Origin of the sequence: uncultured Shewanella sp., assembly GCF_947501225.1 — a bacterium.
In the GTDB taxonomy this organism is placed as follows: domain Bacteria; phylum Pseudomonadota; class Gammaproteobacteria; order Enterobacterales; family Shewanellaceae; genus Shewanella.
The window spans coordinates 76,167-94,845 of the sequence record NZ_CANMUW010000010.1; the positions used below are offsets into that span (position 1 = coordinate 76,167).

5 protein-coding genes are annotated in these 18,679 nt (G+C 49.3%); 1 reads left to right on the top strand and 4 read right to left on the bottom strand.

The window, feature by feature from the left end:
- Positions 1-34: 34 nt before the first annotated feature.
- Genes Q1B47_RS14725 through Q1B47_RS14740 form a run of 4 tightly spaced genes read right to left on the bottom strand, consistent with a single transcriptional unit; the run spans position 35 to position 6,128 of the window.
- The gene (locus Q1B47_RS14725) at positions 35-670 is read right to left on the bottom strand and encodes a DMSO/selenate family reductase complex B subunit (RefSeq protein WP_299795114.1); all 636 of its coding nucleotides are present in this window, start codon (positions 668-670) and stop codon (positions 35-37) included.
- Positions 671-682: 12 nt separating this feature from the next.
- Positions 683-3,112 (bottom strand): DMSO/selenate family reductase complex A subunit, encoded by a 2,430-nt coding sequence (locus tag Q1B47_RS14730; protein WP_299795116.1) that lies wholly within the window; start codon positions 3,110-3,112, stop codon positions 683-685.
- A gap of 40 nt (positions 3,113-3,152) precedes the next feature.
- Positions 3,153-5,159, bottom strand: a complete 2,007-nt coding sequence (locus tag Q1B47_RS14735) for an MtrB/PioB family decaheme-associated outer membrane protein (protein WP_299795118.1) — start codon at positions 5,157-5,159, stop codon at positions 3,153-3,155.
- Between the two features lie 15 nt (positions 5,160-5,174).
- A complete protein-coding gene (locus Q1B47_RS14740) occupies positions 5,175-6,128 on the bottom strand; it encodes a DmsE family decaheme c-type cytochrome (RefSeq protein ID WP_299795120.1) in 954 nt (317 codons plus the stop codon).
- Between the two features lie 1,030 nt (positions 6,129-7,158).
- Here Q1B47_RS14740 and Q1B47_RS14745 point away from each other — a divergent pair.
- Positions 7,159-18,666: an Ig-like domain-containing protein gene (locus Q1B47_RS14745; protein ID WP_299795122.1), complete on the top strand. Its 11,508-nt coding sequence runs from the start codon at positions 7,159-7,161 to the stop codon at positions 18,664-18,666.
- Positions 18,667-18,679: the final 13 nt, after the last annotated feature.

Sequence of the window (18,679 nt, forward strand, 5' to 3'; positions counted from 1 at the left end):
AGGTGCCACTCAAGGGAGTGGCACCAAGCAGGGGTTAAACTTCTGAGTAGTTCAACACTTCTCCGTCGGTGGCGCCGCTTGGGCGGGAGTGACGGTTAGGGGTGATTATCAAGTTTGGTGTCGTCACACTGCTTTCCGGCAGGGGAGCGACATCCGGTGAGATGGCACCCGGGTACTTATCCTTCAACTCATCCATAGGCGCGAAGTCGATAGCACGCATAGGACAAGATTCGACACATGAGGGCAGCTTGCCTTCGGCCAGACGCTCGAAGCAACCATCACACTTGGTCATCACCTTACGGTCTTTGTCGATCTGAGGCGCGTCGTATGGACAGGCTCTTGCGCAGCTTTCACAGCCGATGCAGAGATCTGCCGCCACATGGACTAAGCCATCTTCACGGCGCTTATGCATAGCACCGGTCGGACATGCCTTAACGCACACGGGCTCAGAGCAGTGGTTACAACCAATAGACATGTAGTAGGCGAATACGTTCTGGCTTACTGTGCCATCGCCATTTTCTGTCCACTGTCCGCCACCGTATTCATAAACCCGGCGCCAGTTGATGCCTACAGGAAGGTCTTTACGATCCTTACACGATACCTGGCAAGTTTTGCAGCCGGTACATTTGCTTGCGTCGACATGAAAGCCGTATTGGATATTATTGCTCATTGTTAACTCCTATCAGACCTTACGGATTTCAACCAGGTTAGTATGTTGAGGGTTACCTTTAGTTACAGGTGTGGTGCGCTGTGTTGTCAGGACGTTCAAGCAGCCGCCTTTATCCACATCACCGCCGGGCTGGAACCAAGCGCCCTGACCCAGTGCTGTTACGCCGACCATGATGCGAGGCGTAACCTTGACTTCGACTTCGATGGTGCCGCGGTCGTTGAAGATATGGACCTTATCGCCGGTCTTCAGTCCGCGCTGATTAGCGTCGAGCGGGTTCATCCATACGGCATCCTGTACCACTTCACGTAGCCATGGCACGTTATGGTAGCTGGAGTGTGCACGGCCCTTGGTGTGGTAACCGGTAAGCTGTAGCGGATACTTCTTCTTGGTCTCTGTGTCTTCATAGCCTTCCCAGGTCGGCACATATTTAGGCAGCGCAGATATCACGTCGCCCTCCTTGAGCTTCCAGGTGCGGGCTTTCTCTGCCAGACGCGAAGAGTAGATCTCGATTTTGCCCGATGGCGTACCCAGAGGATTAGCTTCAGGATCGTTACGGAAATCTTCCAGTACGATATAGCCGCCGTCCGGCAGGTACTTGCGATAGATACCCTGTTTGAGCATCACCTCTTTATCCGGCAGTCCCGGTGTAGCAGCTTGAGACTCGGCATAGAATTGATTCAGCCAGTCCTGGCGGCTCTTGCCTTCGGTAAACTCAGACTCGACGCCCATGCGCTTGGCAAGATCGACACATACTTCATAGATAGGACGGCTTTCGAACATAGGATCGACGCCACTGCTCATCTGTACCAGGGTGGCGGTATCACCGGCTGCATAGCTTTGATAGATAAGATCTTCCGATTCTAACCAGGTCACATCGGGAAGCAGAATATCGGCAAACTTGGCACTCGGAGTCATCCAGTTGTCGACCACAAGGATAAACTCACACTTAGACTCGTCCTGAAGTAGCTTCTCTGTCTTACGTACCTCTGAGTGTTGGTTGATCAGGGCATTACCACCATAGTTGATGATAGCCTTGATATCCGTGCCCAGTTTTCCGTCACCCTCTTCATCAAGATCGACACCCTGTACACCATCGGCCAGCACAGTCATGTTTTTACCGTCCTCGATAGCCTGAGTGAAGGTAAAGAATGAGATAGCTTTCTTAACAGGGTTTGCGCCTGTCGGCATAAATGGCGCGTGCAGGAACGAGCCCTTACACAGGCCGCCACAGTTTGTGCCCGGCAGACCCAGTTGGCCTAACAGGATAGGTAGCATGTAGCCTGCGCGTGTGTTGTTCTCACCGGCGGCCTGGCGGTTAAGAGAGGCCGCAATTTGAATGAAGGGAGCACGAGCCGCAGCCAGCTCACGGGCAAGCTCCACAATGACATGGGCTTCGATACCCGTAATTGCAGCCGCCCATTCGGGGGTCTTAGCGTTAGCGCCGGGGGTTGAGTCGCCAATGGTGGTGTTATCGAGAATATAAGCCTTATAGCTCTCTTCATATCCTACACCGGCAGGCATGGTCTTCTCGTCGTACCCGACGCAGTACTTGTCCAGGAAGGCCTGATTGACCTTGTTAGTGGTGATCCACTCATAGGCCAGGGCTTCAAACAGCGCCGCATCGGTACCGGGACGGATAGCGATCCACTGATCTTCCTTACCTACCGCGGAATCGGTATAACGTGGATCGATCAGGATAGTCTTGAAGTTGTTTTTCTTCTTTTGCATCAGGAAGTCATAGGCTTCACCTGAACCACTCATGCGGATCTCAGATGGGTTGTAACCTACCATCAGCACTAAGTCTGAGTTTTGCATCTCTGACACGCTGCTTCCCTGCCAGCCCGGGCCCGCAGAGCCATAGGTCTGTCCGGCAGCTTCATAGATTTGTGACCAGCTATAGTCACCATAGGCGTTGAGATAACCGCCTTTAAGGTTCATCAGGCGGTAGAGACACTGTTTACCCGAGAAGTGATAACGGGCACCCGAGTTATAGGTGAAGTGAATCGATTCGTTACCATATTGGTCTATGGTGCCTTGCAGCTTCTCAGCCACGATATCCAGTGCTTCGTCCCAGCTGATACGCTCAAATTGACCGCTGCCGCGAGGGCCGACACGTTTCATCGGGTACTTCAGGCGATCGGGAGCATAGACACGCTTTCTCAGTGAACGACCGCGAAGGCAGGCGCGCACGTCGTGATCGCCGAACTCATCTTTGGTGGTAAATTCTGATTCAATGCGGGTGATCACCCCATCGGTAGAGTAAACCTGTACCGGGCAGTTAGAACCACAGTTAACCAGACAAGCCGACCAGTTCAGGTTTTCACCGGCAACTGGTGGCGTAGGCGGTACCACTTCAACATCTTTAGAGCTTGAGTTACAGCCTGAAACCGTCGCTGCGCAACTTAGTGCTGCACTCATTTTTAAGAAACTTCTGCGTTCCATTATTTTATCCTCATTGCAGTTATGATTAGCACTGTTTGCATTAGCGCAGCTGGTAGCTAAACGACAACATCACTTGGTGCGCGTTATAGTTATGGTTCAGGTTGCCTAAGGTGGTCAGTCCCGGAACGGTATCGACATCGATTTGCGCGTAATCGGTGTCGTAATAGCGTTCATACTGGTAAGCCAGTTTTAACGCCATCTCTTCACTCAATGCGTAGTTCGCATGTAGCTTGAGACTATGATTGAACGAGTAGTAATCCCCCTGCGGCGTGGTGACGTCATAGATGACTAACGTGTCGCTGGTGGAGTTTGCGAACAGATAATCGCCGCCCAGAGTGAGCTTGTCTTCGAGTAACCCTGAGTAGGTGAAACCTGCCCCCAGATTGATAAACTCATCTTCGATATCAGCGGACCAATCCGGAGCAGAGAAACTCTGGCTGCCGGTTTGATTGGAGTCGATCCACTGCTGACCGGCAAAGGCATAACCCGACAGATGCTCATCAAGGTGCAGCCCAAGGTTGAGCTCATAGCCGTAATCTTCAGATTCGGTCAGACCCAGTTGAGTCTGGTCGTAATCGTCTTTGGCATAGCGGGCTGTTACATCCAGGCTTAGCCATGAGGCCGGAGTGTGATTAAAGCTGGTTTCGAAAGCGGTGCGCTCTCTGTCGGCCAGATAATATTTCCGTAGTAAGGGGTTAGATTCAGATGATGTCAGCTCGCTGGTTTGATACTCGCTGCCGCCACGATTACTCAGGCTGGCTTTAAACTTAAGTTTGATATCATCCAGTGCTGTTACATTGAACTTGGCCCATAGCATGTCATCATCGGTTTGCTCACGATCGCCGTGGCTGCGTTCCATCTCTTTGCGCTCATAGCCGGCCTGCAGGCGATAGTCGCCGCTCAGGCGGTAACTGGCGTTGAGCTTGAGGCCTCGACGCTCTGTATTCAGAGGCACATTTTGTTTAAATGCCCCCGTGATCCCGTTGACTTCAAATTGAGCGAAATCCCATATCGAGCTATTGTTGTCGCGCTTGCTGTAATCGACACTACCACCGAGCCTGAGTTTATTGCTCACAAGCGAGGTGACAGACAGCTTGCCGTCTAAGGTGTCGACCTCTCCGTCCCAGTTTTTTATCGGATTACCCGACATCTGGATTAATTGCTCATCCTGGATCATCTTGCCCGATGCCAGACGGCCGTTCATGACGGTGCGGCTTAGCTGATATTGACCCGACAGGCTAAATTGATGAGCCTGATTGTCGGGAGCCGATGCAAAGACGTCGTACAGATAGGGGAGGCTTAAGGCTCCGATATCGTTCTTGTACTGACTGACGAAGTAATTGAGATCGCTAGCCCAGTTGTCACCGGACAGTGACAGCCCCGCGGTTAGGTTATCTGTGTTGGCATCGACGGGCAGACCGAAATTAACCGGAAGCGGCGTGACAATACTGCTGCTTTGATAACCGGTTTTATCTTCGTGGTCGTAACGTACATAAGCCTGGTAAAAGTCGCGGCCATAACTCAGACCCAGGCCAGCTTTGTTTCTCTGCAGGGATAGCTCCTGGGTCTGAGTATGCTCGCTCGGAGTCAACACGCCATCTTTGTACCATAACTGACTGCGTGCATCGCCTGACTGATAGCTGGTTAGCTGCTGATAATCCGCCGTTATCTCATACAGTCCGGATTTTCCCGCTTCAAGGTGAGCGAAGCCGTTATCAAGACCTAACTGGTGTGCCTGGAATCTGGCTTTATAACCGGCGCCGTTTTGATAATTGAGGTCGGCATCCATACTGGCATTAGCGCCGTCGTTGTCGGTACCGAAAGCATTGCCGGAATGAATATCATCACTCTCAATGTAGGCGGCGTTGATACCGATAGTGCCGGTATAACCATCGACCTGAGGGCAGCGCTTACATTGAAAAGTTTCCTGTTTAACTGTACTGGTGTTGGCCCTGTTCACGCCAAAGTCAGCCGCCATTGCAGAGCCCGTTACCGCGCCCGACATGGCGAGCAGTGATAACGTGATGAGGTTAAATTTGAATCTCATTTGAGTTACTCCTGATTAGCGCTGCAGCTTGCTGCCGGCTGGGTGATTGGAGCCATGGATCTGGCTATGGCAGTTGAGGCAGCTCTTGCCGCCACCAAAGGCGTCGCTTCCACCTTGCTGTATGACACGGCTTGCATGGCCGTCATCCATATGGCATTGCTGACATAGCTGTGGTGCCCTGTGAGTAAGCAAGGCTTCATTCACGCTGCCATGGGGGTTATGACAGTTGGCACAATTTTCAGTGACCGGCGCGTGCTCCCATAAAACGGGGCCACGTTTCTCGCTGTGGCAGCTATAACAGGTGTCATTGACAGTGGTGTGATTCAGTGCACTTTCACTCATAGAACCGTGTGGGTTATGACAATCGATACAGGTCATTCGATCCCACTTCATCGGATGGGATGAGCGCTTATTCATGTCTGATTTTTGCTGAGTGTGACAAGAGGTGCAGCTGTCATTGACGCTGAGGCGATCCATCACAGGATCTTTAGTGGTGTGGATATTATGGCAATCGCTGCAGGCGACCTCATCTAAGTTGTGGCTGCTGCTATGCCATGCCATCTGTTTAGGATCGTTATGACAACCCAGACAAACACTGTTCTGGCTCTGAGCTGACAGCTTGCTCTCTTTACCGAAGGCGATCATCGGCTCCTTGCCGCCCTTATTGTGTTTGCCTAAAGGGCCATGGCAGGCTTCGCACTGCAGACCTGCCATGGGTGAACCCGGTTGACTCGGGTTACCGTGTGCTCCACCGAAGAGCGCCATGACCTTGTCATTTTTCTTATGACACATCAGGCAGGAATCGGCGCCTTTCTTTGAGTATTTACCCTGAGCAAATTTCTCCGCCAGTTGCTGTTCCAGTTGTTCACCAGTGAGTTGGTTCCAGGGGGCCGCCTGAACTGAGAGGGATAAACACGCTAAAGCGAATACCCCACAAAGTAACTTAGTGATAATACATTGCTTCATCATCTTGGCCTTACGGTTAATTATTTTATGGTTTGGTAATATTTGTGTTAATTGTTTCGCATTTAAATTGTAGTTTGGATTTTTAAAAATGCGAAGCTATTACTAAAGGGGTATTTTAAAATGTGTGACTTTTAATTTAAAAATAATTTATGCGTGATCGGGATCTTTATTTGTGGCCGTATTTTGTAGGCTTGCCTTAATACTTGTGCGTCGCTGTAACTGTCTGAATTTTATTTGTTATTTTACTTGTCTGTGTGGTCGTTATTATGGTTTGTGTTTTGGTTTTTTATAAATGAGAATGCTTTCAATATAATTTCTTTTATGAATGTTCATGGTTGTTATTCATATATATTATTATTAGTTTAATATCCATTAATGATTATTCATAACTCCGTTAATAGTTTTAATTATCTTTTCACATGTTTTCACAACTCAATTGATAATCATTATTGATTGAACGTTTTATAGGTGTTTATTATTTGTGGCTTAATACTCATAGTCCTGAATTTTATTTGTTGTTTTCTTTGATTTTTTATTAGCGGTCTCTAATTCACGTGGGAGGTGAGAGCGGTTTTCATCGTTGTCGTTCGATGAGGGGGGATAGGTATTTCGGAGCGAGAGCATAACTCTCACGATTGCTCACTTAGGGAGAGTTCAGCTTTTCAGTTATCCGTATGCGACAAAATCGATGATTTTTAACATGCTTGTTTTTGTTAATGTATTGAAATTACCAGTTGAGGGCTCTGTTTTAGCGTGTTGTTCTTGCTGCCGGTTAATTGGTGATGCAATGTTTCATTTTTTTGATGCTAAATCAGAGAGGTGCTTTTGTGTTGCTTAAATGGCGAGTGTCAAAAATGTGGCGATCGCACTTTACTTTGGTTGTGGATTTGTTAGTGTTGCGCGGCTTGTGTTACCACTTGGTTGCCGCTTGGTCTCACTTGGCAGTTTGAAGTGGTTTTGAGGGGGGAGGAGATTGCCTTATTTGAGTCCTCTCATCTAACGAATTGTGATATCACCGGAAGATAGCGTTACTATGACAAAATATAAGTTGCTTGTTTCAACTCTGTTTATTTCTTTTTTCTCTTCACTTCTCACACAAGCTTCTGCACATGCTGCAACCCCCGCTTTAACCAATGGGTTACCTGCAGCATCCTTTGCCGGTGAGCAGGTCTGTTTTGACGTCGGTTTCAGTAACTCCGATACGACTCCGGGCTTTGGTCCCTATATTCGTCTGGACTTTCCCTCCGAGATAACACTGGACTCGGCGAGCTTTCTGGGAAGTGGCGTGACTGTGACCAATGTGGGTAGCTTTCCTGTTTCCGGCTCCTTAACCGATCCTAAAACGGGGTCGATTGTCAGCTCTGAGCAGGGGCGTGGTTTGAGTCTGTTGACACTTCCCTTAGGCTCAGTTGTTAAAGATGGCCCGGAGCTAGCGGTAAATGTCTGTGCTACGCTCGATACCTCTGTTGTGGTAGGTACTCCGCTATCTGTGGGTGTCCAAGGGGTCTTCGAATATGGAGATACGGCGACCGGAGACAATGGTGCAATTGAGGGTACCTTAATAAGTAAAAGCGTTACGCCAACTGTTATCTTATTCCAATCTTCAAATAACGCGCCGGAAGCCGAGAATGTACCGGGTTCGGCTTTCAAATTCAGTGTTACCGATAAGATAGATGTTGCTAACGGCAAAACCGCTTTCGACCTGAAGCATCAAAACAGCTTAGATGCCGCACTTCAATATCATGCTTCATCGGCAACCGGTGGTGTTGGTTTTGTTAAAACGGCAGAGCCGTTGACCTCTGCACCGGGTGGTATCTTTACCAGCAACTTTACTTCTATAACAGGTACTGCAGCAGGAAATGATGCAAGTGTCAGTTATACGGCCTATATCACGGATATATTAGATGAGTCCCAGTGCGGTACTCAGCTGCTGACCAGCAATGCACAACTGGATGTTGAATACCCTGATGATACTCCTCTTCCTCAACAGAACGGCAGCTCATCGCTTACGGCTAAACATCTGGTTATTCGCCAGTCGGCTTCACCGAGGTTAGTTCAGCCGGGTGATACCGTTACCTTTACCGACACGCTGGCGCTGACTCAGTTTGGAGAGGCGAACTCTCTGGTGATAACCGATGTGCTTCCCGATGGCTTCACCTTTGCCGCTCATCAAGCTATGACGGTTAACGGCGGGGCTGTGGTGATCACGCCGTCCGTTTCCGTCAATGCCGGTATAACAACACTTACTTATGATGTGCACGCCGTCACCGGTAACCTGGCACCGGGTACGACAATTGCTGTTGCTTATACCGCGACCGTAGATCAAGCCTATGTCGCAACGAGTCAGCCAGTGCTCGCTAACGATAACCTGCAGGCGACGGCAAGTGCCGAATACAGCCTGACCGTAGGTGCGACAAGCTGTACCGATGGCTCGGCAAGCTCTGTCGGCATCACCTCTGTCAGCAACGCGCTCTCTATCGTTAACCCACAGGCTGAATATGCCCCCGACGATGTTGTTACTTTGCGTCACTCACTCTCTGTGCCTTCTGGCGATACAGACAGCATCGTCTTCGAAACATACCTGCCTCTGCCTGTGTTCGATGTCTCTAGTATTAGTACTACTTTTGGTACAGATATTGTCCCAGCCGCAACAGATACTCTGGCCCTAACGCCAGCGAACATCTCGGTTGATGCTGCGACCAATAAGTTACGCATCGTATGGCCTAACGTCTCTTCAACAAGCGCTCAAACCATTGCCGTCGATATTCGTGTGGCCATCGAAGATGATCCCTTTGCCGATGATCTGTTTCTAACTACCCTGTTTTTAGCCAGCACCGCCAACACTCCCAGCGTTATGGCTATAGATACCTCGCCGGTGCAGTTGCATGTCAGAGCGCCTGAGCTGACGCTGACCTATGGCATTGCTGCCAGTGATAACTCAGTTGCCGACGCATCCTTGATATCTGCTTCGCCTGTGGATAGTGATATTTTTAAGTCTGATGCCGGTGATAGCTTGAGCTTAGCCATCACGGTTGAAAACAGCGGCGGTGCCGATGCCCATGATGCAGTCGTTACGGCCCCGGCCATAGCTGGTCTGACAAATATCAGCATAGATTCGGTGTTAGATGGCGCGGGCACTCCTATAGCCTATACTGGCAATCTACTAACAGGTCTTACCTTAACTAACCCGCTGCCTAAAAATGATGGCACTCCCGGAACGTCATTTAGCAGTGATACGGCGATCATCACCTATAGCGCCGACATAGATTCTTCGGTTAACCCCAATGAGATTTTAACCTCTACGGCGAGTGTCAACTGGTCGTCTGCAAGCGGTGCGGTGTCATTCCCGACTATAAGTGATTCGGCAGTGATCACCATGGAGTATCCTGCGGTAACGACTAGCTTAAAAAGTGTTGCCCCCAAAGGGAATCCGGGTAACTTGGTGGTGGGGGATATTGCGACCTATGAAACCAGTGTGACCCTCCCAGAGGGCAGTACAGAAAATTTAAATGTATTCGTGGCTCTGCCGGCAGGCTTTGAATATGTCGATGCCAGTCTTAATGTGGATACCACGGGATTTGCAGGAACTGTCGATACCGCGCCAACTATCACGGCCAGTGGTGCTGTGAATAGCGGGCAGAGCATCAGTGTGGCCTTCGATAGTCCGGCCATAACATCGGTGACCAACGATAACATCGCCAGTAATAACAGCTTTACTTTTACCGTCAATGCCTTGGTGACCGATAGCACCTCATTAAGTGCTATCGATGCGGCTCAAAACACCACGCTCACGGCAAATCTAACCTATAAGGATCAGACGGGAAGCCCAATTCAAGATAGTGCCTCTGTCGACTTCACCGAGCATAATTTAGCGGTGACCTCCAGCTTCTCTCCGGCCTCGGGTCTGACCGCGGGTGATACGGTCACGGTAACCATCAATTTAGCCAATAATGGTACCGCCCCTGCCTACGATATTGTCGTAACCGATATCTTAAACGCTGATCTGTTCGATGTAACCAGCGCAGTGGAAGGCACGACACCTGCAGGATACAGTTATTCGTTCGTCAATCCACAGGTTACCTATACGGCAAGCGGTGCGTTGGCGGTAGGCGCTAGCGAGGTATTTACCTATAGCGCTGTCGTGAAAGATGGGGTGGTGACAGGCTCGAGTTATGCCAGTAACGTCTCGGCGACGGGGGATAGCCAGGCCGGCGTTTCTGGTAATCCTGAAAGAGATAGCAGTGATACCGGCTCTGCAACGGCTTCGGTCACCGCTTTGAGTGTGGCCGATTTCAGTATAATTGACTCATCTGAATCGTGGACCAGTGATACGGGTTCGGTAGAGGGCGCCATAGGCGAAGTATTGACTTACCGACTCACGGTCACTGTACCCGAGGGCGTGAGCAGTGAGGATGGTAGCAATGCGATCATCGATATCGACCTGCCTGCCGGTACCGAGTACCTGACGGGCACGGCCCTCATTAGAGCTTTTGAGTCTGCTTCACTGCAGGGCAGTAACTTGTCTGGAGGGCTGGCACCGATCCCTGAGAGTAATACCGTGATTTCTCCGGTGATTAACGGGTCGAAAATTGGGTTTGATCTTGGGAGTATAACTAACAGCGATAATGATGCTAACGATGAGCAGATCATCCTGACCTTCAGCATCTTAGTCAAAAATACCTCAGACAATGAGCGAACCAATGTTAAGACATTAACGGCCAATATCAATTATAACAATGTCGATAATAATCCTCAGAAAGTAACCGATACAGCCGGGTTTACGGTTGTTGAGGCCGATCTGGCAGTCAGTAAATTGGCATCACCTTCGAGTGTTACCGGTGGCGAGTTGGTTACCTTTACCACAGTAATAACCAACAGTAACTCCACGAATGCAAGCCGGGGCTGGGAGTGGGAGGTCAGCGACCTCTTACCTGCAAGGTTACAGAGTCCATCGTTAACCAGTGCCACCTTGTCCCGTGGCAGCAAAGATCTGTTGGGCTGTTTTAGTTTCATCGGTAATACACTGGCATCTAACGCGTCCTGTGTGAGCGGCGAGCATTATCTGGACCCGGGCGAGACAATCACACTTGTATATACCGCGACGGTCGATCCTACGATTGGTTTTGAGGAAAAATTGACCAACACCCTGAGCGCCACAGTGACCTCTCTGCCGGGAGCAAGGGGGACCGGTGATGCGGCTCCAGGAGCCGCCGAAGGCGACACGGGAGAGCGAACCGGTAGTGGCAACGATAACGATTCTGCCCAGAAGGTTAATGATTTAATCGCAAGTGATTCGGTTACTGTTACCGCAGGCAAGCCAACCATTAATCTAACGGCTGGCAGTAGTGAACTGCCTATTCTTGATAAAACTACCGTCATGGCTACTATGGCTATTCCGGTAGGTACGACGGACAACTTCGTATTTACCTATGATCTGCCAACGGGATTAACCTACACAGGTACCCCGGTTAATATCACGACTCCAGCGAGTAACTTTACCGCATCTCTGACACCCGAAACCAACCTGGGACCAGCTGACGATCCACTCATCTTCGATTTTGGTGCGCTCACCAACAGTCACAGTGGTGCGCAAGATATCTCTATCGAAATTGAGGTTGAAGTCGATAATATTTTGGCAAACCAGGCGGGGACATCTCTGTCGATAGGTGCCTCGGCCAGCTACGATAATGCATCCACGCCACCGACTAAAACATTGGTTATCGATGTTATCGAAGCGAATCTGGACTTATCGAAAACGATAACTTCAGGTGCAACCGGGAGTGATGCGGGTGATACGGTCTCCTATAAGATCACATTGACCAACACCTCAACCAAGGCAACGGCGTATCGGGTAAGTGTTGCAGATCTTTTACCTGCAGAGTTGCTAGGTGGACCTGACGGAACGGGCAGTGGCAGTACATTTGCTAATCTTGTGTTAACTAACATTGCCGATGCGGCGGTATTAACCAATACCTCTACACCATTGGCCAGTGCAGATGCACAGGTTACAACCACGAACAATGCCGATGATACCTTAACCTGGCCGCTGTTTAACCTGCCGCCAACCGCTTCAGTTCAGGTAGATTATGATGTTGTGATAGCGAATAGCGCCAATGCCGGTGATTCTGTATCTAATACGGTAACGGCCAATTACAACAGCCTGGAAGCAGGTGGTGGACGTGACAGCAGTGACTCATTGGATGATGATGACGGCAACTTAGATAACTATGGTGAGTCAGTAACACAGGCATTTACCGTCGATTCCAGCCTCTCGATTCAGCAAGGCTTGAGTGCCGGTCAGGCCGATAGTAACTTCGCTATCGGTGAAACGGTTTCCTATGATATTCGTATCGACCTGATCGAGGGGATGAGCAAGAGCCTGGTGTTAACCGATACTTTGCCTGGGGGGCTTAGCTTTGTTTCAAGCAGTATCATCGCAGGGGCACATATCAGCTACAGCGGAGCCGGTACTCCGGTAGAATCGCCTACCGGCACATTGACCTATAGCTTCGGTGATGTGACTAACACCTCAGATGCCGATGCCGGTAACGATTTCTTTATTGTGCGCTTAGTCGCGCAAGTCGAGGATGAACCGGGCAATGTCGCCGGTGTGATACTAAATAACACCGCGTCGGTGACTAGCCAGGCGGGTGCGGCCGGGCCTGATATCGAGCCTGTCACTATCGCAGAGCCCAACTTACTCTTTTCTATCACGCCTAGCCTGAGTGAAGTGTCTCTGGGCGATAAGGTCAGCATTGCCGTTGTTTTGGACCATGACTCGAGCAGTGCCGATGCTTTTGAAACGAGTTTCGATATTAATATCCCTGCCGGATTGACCTACACAGGCTCTAGTCATGTGGGTGATGGCAGTATCGATAGTAGCGTTCCTGGTGTGCTAAGTGTCGATATGGGTTCAATTACCTTGGTCGAAGACAGAAAATCATTCACCTTTGAAGTCACCGTGGACAGCGATACTGAGATAGATAAAGTCTTATCGATCGGTATATCCAATGGTGTTTACTCATCGTTACCGGGAACTCCCGCGGTTGAGAGAGATTACAGCTTCGGTGGCTCGACGAGTATTACGACCAGGAGCCTGTCATTTATCGATGTTAGCCATAGCGTTGTCATTGCCGTGGATGATGGTGATGCGGGAGTGCTTGAGGTCGGTGATATTCTTGAATACACAGTGGTAATAACTAACAAGGGGCCGGCGGTTAGCCAGACCAGCTATAGTGAGAATATTCCCGGCAACACTACCTATGTGGCAACAACGCCGGCAACTACGAGTCAGGGCAGTATCGATGTAGGTAGCTTGCCAAATCTGGCATTTGATATTGGTGCGATGAACACTAATGATGTGGTGACATTGAACTATAGGGTCAGCATCAACAGTGGCGTGACAGCCGGCACTCAGATCCGGGCTCAGGGAGCCGTGGATTCAGAGCTAACAGTGCCGGAACTCTCTGATTCAGATGCCAACGACAGTAACGGCGATCAGGCAACAATCATCTATGTGCAAGATGCCGTTGGACGACTCGATGCGCTCTATATTCAGCAAACGGCGCAGTGGACTCAAGATCTAGATGGTAATGGTGAGATCTCACCCAGTGACACCATGAAGATCAGTTATTTTATTCAGAATATCTCATCCAGTGAGCTAACTAATGTCACCTTGGCTGAAACTCTGCCTGTAGGCGTGACCTATGTCGCCCCGACTTCTGTAATTTCCGGTGCCAATATCATCAATGTTTCGGGAAGCAATGTTGATGTTACTATTGCGTCTCTCGCGGCAGGTCAGGTGATAGTGGCCGAGTATCAAGTTACTATCGATGACCCATTATTCGATTCAGATGCAACACCTACCATTGAACAGTTTACTCACACTGCAATAGGTAACAGCGATCAGACCGATGCGGTTACCAGTGACAGTAACGGTAACCAGGCTGACGGTTCTCAGCCCGTCCGCTATACGGCTGTGAGTGGTGGGGCGAGTGAGCCTGATGTCGATGTTTACCTGGATTGGAGCTTAGTTAACGATCTTGACGGTGATGGTTTGGTCGACCCTGATGATCAGGTTCTCTATCAGTTTACAATTGTCAATTCCGGTTCGGCAACGGCTGTTAATAGCCGCTTGGCAGATGCAATTCCTGCTAATACGACAGTGATCGCCAACAGCGGCTTTACGAGTCAGGGGGTCGTAGTATCGGATGCACCATTTGCACTGAATATCGGCGATATAACTCCGGGTAGTGTGATTAATGCTGGAGTCATTGTCACTATTGACTCATCGACAGCGGATGGAACCGTTGTTGCCAATCAGGGTATATTGAGCGGAACAAACTTTACCGATGTTCCCAGTGATGACAATGCCGATGCCAGTGACGGCAAGAATCCGACCTTGTTCTCTGTCAGCATCACATCGTCATCGGGTCAGCCTCAAATGTCTGTCTCTGTGGTGAGTTCAACCTTAGTTGAGACGGCGGGCAATGACTTTATTCAAGGTGAGGAGTTTACTCTCGAGGTCACTCTTAACATTCCAACGGGCAGAACCGATGATTTAACCATCAATGTCGAGTTGCCGACAGGATTAGCCGTTAAAGCTAACAGTGCCAAATTGAAGCGTCTGTTCGATACAGGGTTAACGGCGTCTCTGGCTCCGGTAGGTTTAAATACTCTTAGCAGTAATACATTTGTCGATGCAACCAGTGCATTTACCCAAAGTGGCCAATCCTACTCGGTTGTATTTGGCTCTGTGATCAATTCCGATGCAGACAGTAACGATGAGCAGTATGTACTTCGACTTGAACTGCTTGAGTCAGGATTAGTCCCGACTTTGGCTTCAGAAAATTACCCGGTTAGGGGGACATTCTCTTATGTGGATAACCTAAACACTAATGTGACCTCAACACCGGTTGAACTGCCGCTGAGCTTCTTAAACCGGCTGCCGAGTGCTTTAGATGATAACTTCGATAATATTGCAGAAGATTCGGGGAGCCATTTGTTTGATGTGCTGGTCAACGATTTTGATATCGATACCGGTCATGTTGTGAATCTCTCCTCTGTTGCGACTCCCGCCAGTGGATCTAAGGTATCTGTTGTTGCAGGTAAAGTCTCTTATACACCGGCGGCTAACTTTAATGGGGTCGATACACTCACCTATACCATAGCGGATAATGCTGGTGGCCTGAGTAGTGCGTCTGTCACCGTTAATGTGTCACCGGTAAATGATAAGCCGGTAGCGCAGGGTGATACTTACTCTGTGAGCGAGGGAAAAATCTTAACTGTTGCAAGTAGCAATGGTGTAAAAACTAACGACTCAGATGTAGATAACGATCCGTTAACGGTCATCTTGGTGAGTGGTGTCAGTCATGGCTCTTTAACTTTGAATGGGGATGGCTCGTTTGTCTATCAGCATAACGGTGAAGAGTCTTTGTCAGATAGCTTCAGCTATAGGGTGAGTGATGGCTCACTCGATAGTAATGTGGTCATGGTGACTATCTCAATAGCGCCGGTTAATGATGCGCCGGATGCGATTAACGATATGTTGATATTAGACGAGGATACGCCGACTTCGACTTATCCGTTAGTAAACGATATTGATGTCGATGATAGCCAGTTAAGTGTAACTTCGGCTCAAGCGGCTCACGGCACCGTCGTTATCGGCAGTGATGGCAGCGTTCTTTATACCCCCGAGGCCAATTATCATGGTGAAGATCAAATCGCCTACTGTGTTGAAGATGCTAGCGGGCTTTCAGATTGTGCCGTAATTTTTGTGACGGTTACACCGGTAAATGATCGCCCGGTCGCGTTGAACGATATTGCTTCAACCATAGTGGATGAAGCTATCAATATTTCTGTACTGGGTAATGATTCCGATGTCGATGGCGACTCGCTTACGATTGTAAATATCGGTAGTTCTCAGGCGAATGTTCAGCTAAATGCGGATAATACACTCGCATTTATGCCACCAGAGGGCTTTATCGGTGAGTTAAGCTTCTCATACACCGTCAGTGACGGTGTTAATGGTGATGAGCTTACGGCTCAAGCAATGGTAACTGTAACGGTTAAAGAGAGTGAAGAGGATAATTTACCGCCGGTAGCCGTCGATGACAGCTTTGCGGTCAATGACTGGCAACCGATCAAGATATTACCACTGGCTAACGACAGTGATCCTGAAAATGAGTTAATTAGCTTACTGTCTGCGAGTGTGGGTATGGGGCAAATTGATATTCAGGGCAACGAGATTACTTACACACCAGTGCAAGGCTTGGTAGGCGAAGTCGTTATTGAATATCTTATTGCGGACCCGGAGGGGTTAACCGATGTGGGCCGCATTCGAATCGATATCGATATTGATGAGGGTGCGCTATTCCCGGTAATTTCACTGCCGGACGATCTGTGTGGTGACTTAAGAGCCGATGCAGATGCCCTATACACCAGACTGGATATAGGTACGGCGACAGCGGTTGATAATTTTGGTAACCCGTTGCCAGTGTCTATCATCAATAATAACTTGTTATTTCCTCCCGGGAATAGTCAGGCGTTTTGGCAGGCCGTTGATAGTGAGGGGCGCGTCACTATTGCTGCGCAAAACATCTGTGTCAGGCCTCTGGTCTCTTTCAAGAAGGACCAAACTGTATTAGAAGGTGAGAAGGCTAAGGTTGGTGTGTATCTTAACGGCCCATCTGAGACTTATCCATTAGTGATCGATTACCAGCTTTCTGGAACCGTCGTTGATTCTGATTATGTGTTGGCATCGGGGGAGGTGGTAATCGAGTCAGGAACCGAGGCTGAGCTCTTAATCGATATCTTACAGGATGACTTAATCGAGGGGGATGAAACTCTGACGTTGACCTTAGGTTCGAGTTTAAATCGAGCCAGTCAATCGAGCCATACGCTAACTATTAGTGAAGGTAATATTGCACCTAAGGTGAGCTTAACAGCAAGCCAAGCTGGGGACTCTAGATTAACAGTAAGTCGTACTGGCGGGGAAGTGATTATCGACTCGACAGTTTACGATGCCAATGTTGATGACACCTGGGAATTTAGTTGGGATTCACAGCTAACTAATATCAGCCAGTCAGATGCTTCGTTTACCTTCGAGCCGTCAGAGCTGGATACCGGTGTCTATCAAGTTAACCTGTTAGTGACCGACAACGGCGTTCCTGCACTCGATGACAAGGCGACTATCTATGTTCATGTCGTGGATGCCCTAGAGGTGCTAACCGATGCCGATTCCGATGGTGATTTGATCCCCGACAATATTGAGGGTTATCAAGATACCGACGGCGATGGCACCCCAGACTATTTAGATCGTGTCGATGAGTGTAATGTCCTGTTTGAAAAGAGTGAAACTCAAAACCAGTACCTGGTCGAGGGGGACCCGGGGGTCTGCTTGAGAAGAGGCGAGCTGACGTTTAATGCGTCGACAGGTGGGGCCTTAATCACAGAGAAAAGCGATAAGTATGATGACCTGATCCCAGTCGACCAGCAGGCTATCAATGTGGGTGGGATCATGGACTTTATCGCTTACGGCCTACCTGATAACAGTCAGCTGTATCGCATTGTTACACCGCTGCGTAGTCCGATCCCCATGGATGCCGTCTATCGTAAGTATCGTTCCGACTCAGGGTGGGGCGACTTTGTCGAAGATGCTGATAACAGCCTTTGGTCTACAAGAGGCGAGCCTGGCTATTGTCCGCCCACGGGGAGCGATTTGTGGCAGCCTGGCTTAAATGAAGGCGATTGGTGTGTGCAGCTTATTATTCGGGATGGTGGAGCGAATGATGATGACGGTATAACCAATGGTAGTATTGCCGATCCCGGTTTTGTCGGTACCAGACTTCGGGGAAATCGTGCCCCGGTTGCTATCAACGATAGCTTGACCGTTAAATTGAATGAAGAGGTCTTGATAGACATTCTCGTTAATGACAGCGACCCGGACGGTGATGATTTAAGAATAGTTTCTGTTAGTGCCGATTTTGGTTCCGTGGTGATTGATGGTGGCAGTATTGTTTATCAGGCTCCGACTAATATCGTTGGGCAAGATACAGTCCGCTACGGTATTTCAGATGGAAATGGCGGCACCGGCCATGCTGTGGTCAATATCACTATCTTAGCGAATCAGGCGCCGGTTGCTATCGATGATAATGCTGAGGTGCTGCAGGGTGAGCAGGTAGCCATTAATGTACTGACAAACGACTACGACCCCGATGGCGATGATATCGGTGTGATAAGCGCTGCCGCGCAAAATGGCACCCTGGAGATCGGAGCTGACGGCATCATTACCTATATATCCGATATCAGTTTTAGCGGGAACGACAGCATCACCTATGTGATTGAGGATGCATTTGGTCAGAAGGCTGAGGCGGTAATTCATATCGAAGTGACAACCGGAACCCAAGTCGTTGCCAAGACAGAATCATCCGGTGGTGCGGTGAGTATCTGGAGTTTGCTGATGTTACTTCTGTTTATCTGTATATCCCGTAACGGGAACGTTTTAAAGATAGATAGAGCAAACACTTTCAGGTCTGCTTAAATAAATCAGGTGT

Coding starts and splice junctions, on each gene's coding strand:
- Q1B47_RS14725 (WP_299795114.1), bottom strand. CDS start 670: ATGAGCAATAATATCCAATACGGCTTTCATGTCGACGCAAGCAAATGT.
- Q1B47_RS14730 (WP_299795116.1), bottom strand. CDS start 3,112: ATGGAACGCAGAAGTTTCTTAAAAATGAGTGCAGCACTAAGTTGCGCA.
- Q1B47_RS14735 (WP_299795118.1), bottom strand. CDS start 5,159: ATGAGATTCAAATTTAACCTCATCACGTTATCACTGCTCGCCATGTCG.
- Q1B47_RS14740 (WP_299795120.1), bottom strand. CDS start 6,128: ATGATGAAGCAATGTATTATCACTAAGTTACTTTGTGGGGTATTCGCT.
- Q1B47_RS14745 (WP_299795122.1), top strand. CDS start 7,159: ATGACAAAATATAAGTTGCTTGTTTCAACTCTGTTTATTTCTTTTTTC.